Genomic DNA, 6391 nt, shown 5'->3' with positions numbered 1-6391 from the left:
CGCGCAGTGGTACGGCGAGGCTTGCCGCGCCCTAGGTCATGACTGCGGCCACAGGTGTGCTATTCCATATTGGTTACTATTACCTAGGCCTGCCCAAAGAGGTGGCCGATATTTTAATGATGCTCCACCAAGGGGGATTTCTAGGACGCCCCCTAAGACCGCCGTATGTCTTGCTGTTGGGGACAGGGGTCGGCGTCCTCCGTTGGACTGGAGTGAATATGCTTTTCGCAGGGCGGTGCAAGAGTGCTGCTGCGGCAGACTCAATGTAATTTGGCTAATAGTACTCCTTCTAACTCCTGTCGCAGAATCTGCGGCTCAATACCCGTTAGCTGCTCAAGGGCAAAGGCTTTGACAATGAGGGTCTTAGCTTCCTGCTCATCTAACCCGCGACTGCGGAGGTAAAACAGCTCATCGGCCGCCGGTTGACTAACGGTGGCACCGTGGGAGCACTTGACATTGTCGGCAACAATTTCCAGTTGCGGTTTGGTATCCACACGGGCTTTGTCGGAAAGCAGCAGCGTGCGACTGAGTTGCTTGGCATCTGTCAGTTGCGCCACTTGAGGCACAACTACGCGGCCATTAAAGATGCCGTGGGCGCGATCGCCAACGATGCACTTGTGAATTTGTTCACTCCTGCTGTGGGGCGCATTAAAGAACACTGCCGAGTGGGTGTCCATAATTTGACTGTCCCTGGCGATCGCCAGTCCCTTTAGGATTGTCTGGCTACCACTGCCGTAGATCTGCACCTGCCAATTGTGGCGGCTCAGGCATCCCCCCAAATCAATGGCGTGTCCTTCGTAGTGACTGTCTTGGGCTTGGCAAACTGTCGTACAGCCAATGTGAATCGCTGTGGGTGATTGGTGTTGAATCCGTACATGGCGCAGATGGGCACTGGTACCTAGGGAAAGTTCCGTGACACTATTGGTAAACTGTTGATCGCCCGTTAGAGACAAAAAGTGCTCAACCAGGGTAGTTTGGCCCTGGGCTGCCACTTCAATGGAAAGGCGCGGTGAAACAACACTCTGCTGCTGCCGACTACTGACAAAAAACACTTCCACAGGTTCAGCCAAGTGTCCCGTTAGGCGCAGACAAACCCGATCCGCCAGCATAGCGCTGTTGAGATCGCTAAAAATCTCCGCGGGGGCGATCGCTGGCATTGAAGGGGGCAATAACTCAACTCCAGTGGCATTCACGCGGGAAAGTTCCCCACAGAAATAGCCGTCAATCAGGACAATTTGGGCAACAGTGGGAAAACTGCGCTCACCCAACAGATGCCCTACTTCGGCAACAATTTCTGGATGGAGAGGGGCAATAGGAGCTTGGAACGAGCGCCTGCGCAAAGCCCCTAAATCCGTAAAGCGCCAGTCCTCATCGCGGGGGGTAGGTAACGTTTGCTCATGGAGGCGATCGCGGGCGGCTTGGCGTAAAGGTTCCAGCTCAGCGTGGCGCGGCGGCGGTGCTAAGGTCAACAGATCATTGAGTTCATTGGCGCGACTAGCTTTGGGCAGATCCGCTTGATCGGAATTGGCGTTGACCGTAATTGTCATGGTGTAGCAACCTCCTCTTCGCGCACCCAGTCATAGCCCCGCGCTTCCAGTTCCAACGCCAGTTCCTTCGTCCCGGTGAGGATAATCCTTCCCCCCTCCATAACGTGCACATAGTCGGGCACGATGTAATCCAGCAGCCGCTGATAGTGGGTAATCAGGAGAATACAGTTATCGGGGCGGCTCAATTGATTAACGCCATTGGCCACAATCCGCAGCGCATCAATATCCAAGCCAGAGTCCGTTTCATCGAGGATGGCAAGGGTTGGCTCCAAGAGTGCCATTTGCAGAATTTCGTTACGCTTTTTCTCACCGCCGGAGAAGCCCTCATTTACCCCGCGATTGAGGAAGCCCTCATCTAATTTCACCAGTTCAATTTTCTGCCGCACCAGATCATCAAAGTCAAAGGCATCCAGTTCATCGAGGCCTTGGTGCTGACGCTTGGCATTGTAGGCCACCCGCAAAAAGTCAAGATTGCTCACCCCTGGAATCTCAAGGGGGTATTGAAACGCCAAAAAGACACCTTCGCGCGCCCGCTCTTCAGGGGGCAATGCCAAGAGATTTTTGCCTTTGTAAAGTACTTCGCCACCCGTTACGGTGTAGTCGGGATGACCCGCGAGAATTTTGGAGAAGGTGCTTTTGCCGGAGCCATTGGGTCCCATGATGGCATGGATTTCTCCCGCGCGAATGGTCAAGTTCAGGCCTTTGAGAATGGGGGTGTCCTCTACACTGGCCGTCAGTTCTCGAACTTCTAAAATGACTTCGCTGTCGGGACGAATCACGCCTTACCTCCCTTGCATCGTTCATAATTTTTTAATGTAGCGCAGCGGGCTGGCGATCGCGATTGAGTTTCTTGGCAGAGGAGTATTGAGAGTAGCAGCACACCCAGAACCGGCACCGCTGTCCCCCCGTGCTTACAGGAACAAAGCAACCAACTGCTATGACCCTTTCAACCGCAACGATTCCCGAACTCGAACGCCTCCATCGGCAGGCCAGCGATTGGCAGAATCTCTCTCCCCGTCAACGGATTCCCTACCTCGAACCCATCAAAGCCCTTGTCCGTCGCCACGCCGCAGAATGGGTGCACTTAGCCTGTCAAATCAAAGGCATTGATCCCCAAGGCGTTTGGGCCGGGGAAGAGTGGACAACAGGCCCTCTGGGACTCATTCTCCAGCTGGATCACTATCTCCATGCCCTCCGTCACGAGGCAGCCCCCCCAGTGCCCCGCTGGCGAACTACTCCCACCGGTCAGGCCATTGCTGAGATTCTGCCGCGCAATTGGCAAGAGCGCTTACTCTGGTTTGGAGTTAAAGCCGAAGTTTGGATCCAACCCAATCAACCCCCTAGCCAGGGGAATGCCTACCGGAACCCACCGCCACCGGGAGTTGCTGTGGTGCTAGGGGCCGGCAATATCACATCGTTGTGCTTGGCGGATGCCCTCTATCAACTGGTGGTGGCCAATCGCGTGGCACTGCTGAAGATGAATCCCCTCTTGGCTCCCTTGACGGCCTGTTTTCGCAAGATTTGTGCGCCTCTGATTGAAGCGGGGTTCCTTGAGATTGTTGAGGGAGATGCTGCGATGGGGGAAGCCCTCTGCCACCATCCGTTGACGCAGCACATTCACATCACCGGTTCCCACCATACCTACAATCGCCTTGTCTGGGGAGAAACAGCAGCTGAGCAGGCGATTCGCAAAGCCCGCCAACAGCGCAAACTGCTTAAGCCCATCACGGCGGAATTGGGCAATGTTACTCCCCTGTTAATGGTTCCTGGGGAATGGACAGAGGCAGAACTGAGGTACCAAGCCCGCCAGGTGGCCAGTGCCTTGGTGCATAACGCCAGCTTCAACTGCATTGGGGCGCAAATCCTTGTCACGGCTGCAGGATGGCCGCAGCGGGAGGCATTCCTGAATGCCCTCAAGGCACAACTGCAAGAGATTCCGCCCCGCCCTGCCTACTATCCGGGGGCGATCGCCCGTTACCGGTCTTTTGTGGCCGACTATCCCCAAGCCATCGTCCTCAGCCCTGCTGTGGAGGGCACGATCCCTTGGACGCTGATTCCAAGCCTCACCCCCACCGCCAATCCCCGCATTTTCCAAGAGGAGGTCTTTTGCGGTCTGTTGGCAGAGGTGACCCTGCCCGTAAACGATGCCGCGACCTATCTGGCCACGGCGGTGCCCTTTGTGAATGAGCGGCTCTGGGGAACCTTGGGGTGTAGCGTGATCATTGACCCGCGCACGGAGGCCGGCCATCCAGAGGTGCTGGAGCAGGCGATCGCCCAACTGCGCTACGGCTCTATTGCCATTAATGCCTGGGTTTCCTTGGCCTATGGGTTAGGCTGTACTCCTTGGGGGGCTTTTCCCGGCCATACACCGGCGGCCATCGGCTCTGGGGTGGGAGTAGTGCACAACAGTTTCCTGTTTGACTATCCGGCAAAGGCCGTGATTCGCGTTCCCTTCCAGTTAGGGGTGACCCCCCCTTGGTTCTATGGCCACCGCACCCTCCCCCAACTGGCCAAGGCGGTTATGGACATTTACACGGGTCGTCCCTTGGCGTGGCTTTCCCTCCTGCGAGCAGCGATGCAGGGCTAGGCTCACAGCCGCACGGTTACCGTTGTCCCCCCTGGGGGCAGTTCCAACTCTTGGGTGCGGGTTTGGCCTTGGGCAGTCACTGTCAAACGATAGCGCCCTAGGTAACCCCGTCCTTGCCATTGCCCCTGGGCATTCGTTTGGCCATTTGCCTTTGTCCACCACTCCTCAAAGAGGAGTTTGCGGTAGGCGATCGCTGCCGGCTTGGCGGAAAAGTCTTGGCGATAGAGTCCGGCTTGGGGGCGCCAATGGTTCCCCGCCCAAAAGCCCCAGAGCAAAATTCCCTTCACGGCGGGATGGGCAAAACCAATGCGGTAAATTTGGCGCAGGGTCTGTGCCTGCTGCTGCTCGTCGGCCAAACTTACACTCACTTCCGTGATTTTCAAGGGCAGATTGAACTGGGCAAGGGTGTCGAGGGCACGCTGCATTTTGGCCTCGTCCAAGGGAGATTCCAGATGGGCTTGAATGCCAATCCCGCCTAGGGGAACCCCTTGGGCCAAGAGACTGCGAATCTGCTCTACATAGTCGTTCAGGCGATCGCCCTCAATGATGCCGTAGTCATTGACATAGAGAATCGCGTCAGGATTCCCCTCACGGCACCATGCAAACATCTCCTTGACAATACCCTCACCAAGGCGACTGCGGAAAAAGTTGCCATGGAGCATTTCATTGTTGACATCAAATTCATTGATGCGACCGCGGTAGTGGCGACACACCGTAATGGCATGGTTTTTCACCGCTGCGCGCAATTGCTCTGGTGGCAGGGTTTTTAGCCAGGGGGGATTAAACTGCTCCACTTCCCAAAAGAGGGTATGGCCGCGCATTGACCAGCCCTGGGCTTGCGCCCAACGATAGATGGTGTCAGCGAGGGTAAAGTCCAGCTTGCCCTGCTCTGGCTCCAACTCGTACCACTTGAGGGCATTTTCATGGACAGCCGCATTGAAGTTTTCCTGAGCTGTCTGCTTGTACCAAGGGGCAGCCGGCGGTGGACTGGGGCGAAACATCTGCGTATCGAGGGCAACGCCAAAGGGGAAGGCATGGCGCTGTTGCACCAGTTCGATGCGGGCATTGGGAATCGGGCGGCCTTGGGAGTTCTCGACCATGACCATGAGGGGCGCTTGGCGCAATTGCTCAATCTGTTGGCCGAGGGCATCGGTGGCGTTAGAAGAAAAAGAGGTGCCACAGGAAATCCCCAAAAGAGCCGCAAGGCAACTTAACCAGAGAAAACGGCGCCAGTTCAGCATGGATGATGACCTGTTGTGACGAGGACTTCAGAGGGATTGCGTCCCTAATGGGTCACTTGAATCCCCTGTTGGCGCAGTTGTTCCACAAAAAACTCTTCAAGGGTGGGGCGAGCAAGGCGCAGTTGTAGGACTTTGCCCCCCATTTCTTCAACCAAGGCTAGAAACCGGGGCAGGGGAATTTTGATCACCCCTTGCCAGCGATCGCCCTGAATTTCTAGGGAATAGAGCCATTCCTGAAGGCCATCCACATGACCTCCTTTGCCCACCACATGGTAAGCTTCGCTACTGCCGAGCAGTTCATCCACGCTGCCAGCACAAATTAATTGCCCTTGGGCCAAAATGCCAACGCGATCGCAAATGGCCTCCACGTCCGCCAGGACATGACTGTTGAAGAAGATGGTCTTGCCCTGCTGTTTTAGGGAAAGAATAATCTCACGAATTTGGTAGCGGCCAAGGGGATCGAGACCCGACATGGGTTCGTCCAAAAACACCACTTCAGGATCGTTAATCAGGGCTTGCGCCAAGCCGACCCGCTGCACCATCCCCTTAGAATAGCGGCGCATTTGTTTTTTGCGGGCGTCCTTGAGGTTGAGGCCAACCATCTCCAAAAGCAGGGGAATACGTTCTCTGCGGGTAGCGGCACTGAGGCCAAAGAGTCCCGCCGTAAACTCTAGGAATTCCCAAGCTGTCAGATAGTCATAGAAGTAGGGGTTTTCCGGCAGGTAGCCAATCCGCTGCCGCACGGCGCGATCGCCCAAGGGATGCCCCAGCAGCGTGCCCTGACCGCCACTGGGTTTCACAAGCCCCAGGAGAATCTTGAGGAAGGTGGTCTTGCCTGCACCGTTGGGACCCAGCAGACCAAAAGTTTCCCCTTGGCGTACCTCTAGGGATACGGACTGCAAGGGGGTGAGCACGGTGCGCAGCCAGAAGCCGCTACGATAGGACTTTCGTAAATTCTCGACCGCCACCACGAGGGGGCGATCGCCCGCAGCCTCAGTTACCATAGGCGAGATTGA

Annotated in this window: 5 protein-coding genes; 1 reads left to right on the top strand and 4 read right to left on the bottom strand. The window is 56.2% G+C overall.

The features are described 5' to 3' along the window. Window positions 1-260 precede the first annotated feature (260 nt). Together sufD and sufC are read right to left on the bottom strand one after the other, a co-directional pair. Window positions 261-1547, bottom strand: a complete 1287-nt coding sequence (gene sufD, locus Q0711_RS02825; protein WP_298611591.1) for a Fe-S cluster assembly protein SufD — start codon at window positions 1545-1547, stop codon at window positions 261-263. After that, window positions 1544-2326, bottom strand: a complete 783-nt coding sequence (gene sufC, locus Q0711_RS02820) for a Fe-S cluster assembly ATPase SufC (protein ID WP_298611594.1) — start codon at window positions 2324-2326, stop codon at window positions 1544-1546. The genes sufD and sufC overlap by 4 nt, the downstream gene beginning before the upstream one ends. Window positions 2327-2484: 158 nt before the next feature. Between sufC and Q0711_RS02815 the strand changes: the two genes are divergently transcribed. Beyond that, entirely contained in the window at window positions 2485-4134 is a 1650-nt protein-coding gene (locus Q0711_RS02815) for an aldehyde dehydrogenase family protein (protein ID WP_298616981.1), read from the top strand. A 2-nt stretch (window positions 4135-4136) separates the two neighbouring features. On the opposite strand, the gene Q0711_RS02810 is transcribed toward Q0711_RS02815, so the two are convergent. After that, window positions 4137-5375: an endo-1,4-beta-xylanase gene (locus tag Q0711_RS02810; protein WP_298616980.1), complete on the bottom strand. Its 1239-nt coding sequence runs from the start codon at window positions 5373-5375 to the stop codon at window positions 4137-4139. A gap of 44 nt (window positions 5376-5419) precedes the next feature. Continuing rightward, window positions 5420-6379, bottom strand: coding sequence for an ABC transporter ATP-binding protein (locus Q0711_RS02805; protein WP_298611603.1), 960 nt, complete (start codon window positions 6377-6379; stop codon window positions 5420-5422). Between the last annotated feature and the right edge of the window lie 12 nt (window positions 6380-6391).

This window comes from uncultured Thermosynechococcus sp. (genome assembly GCF_937958135.1).
GTDB lineage: Bacteria > Cyanobacteriota > Cyanobacteriia > Thermosynechococcales > Thermosynechococcaceae > Thermosynechococcus.
This window is presented reverse-complemented; position numbering and strand designations above follow the sequence as displayed.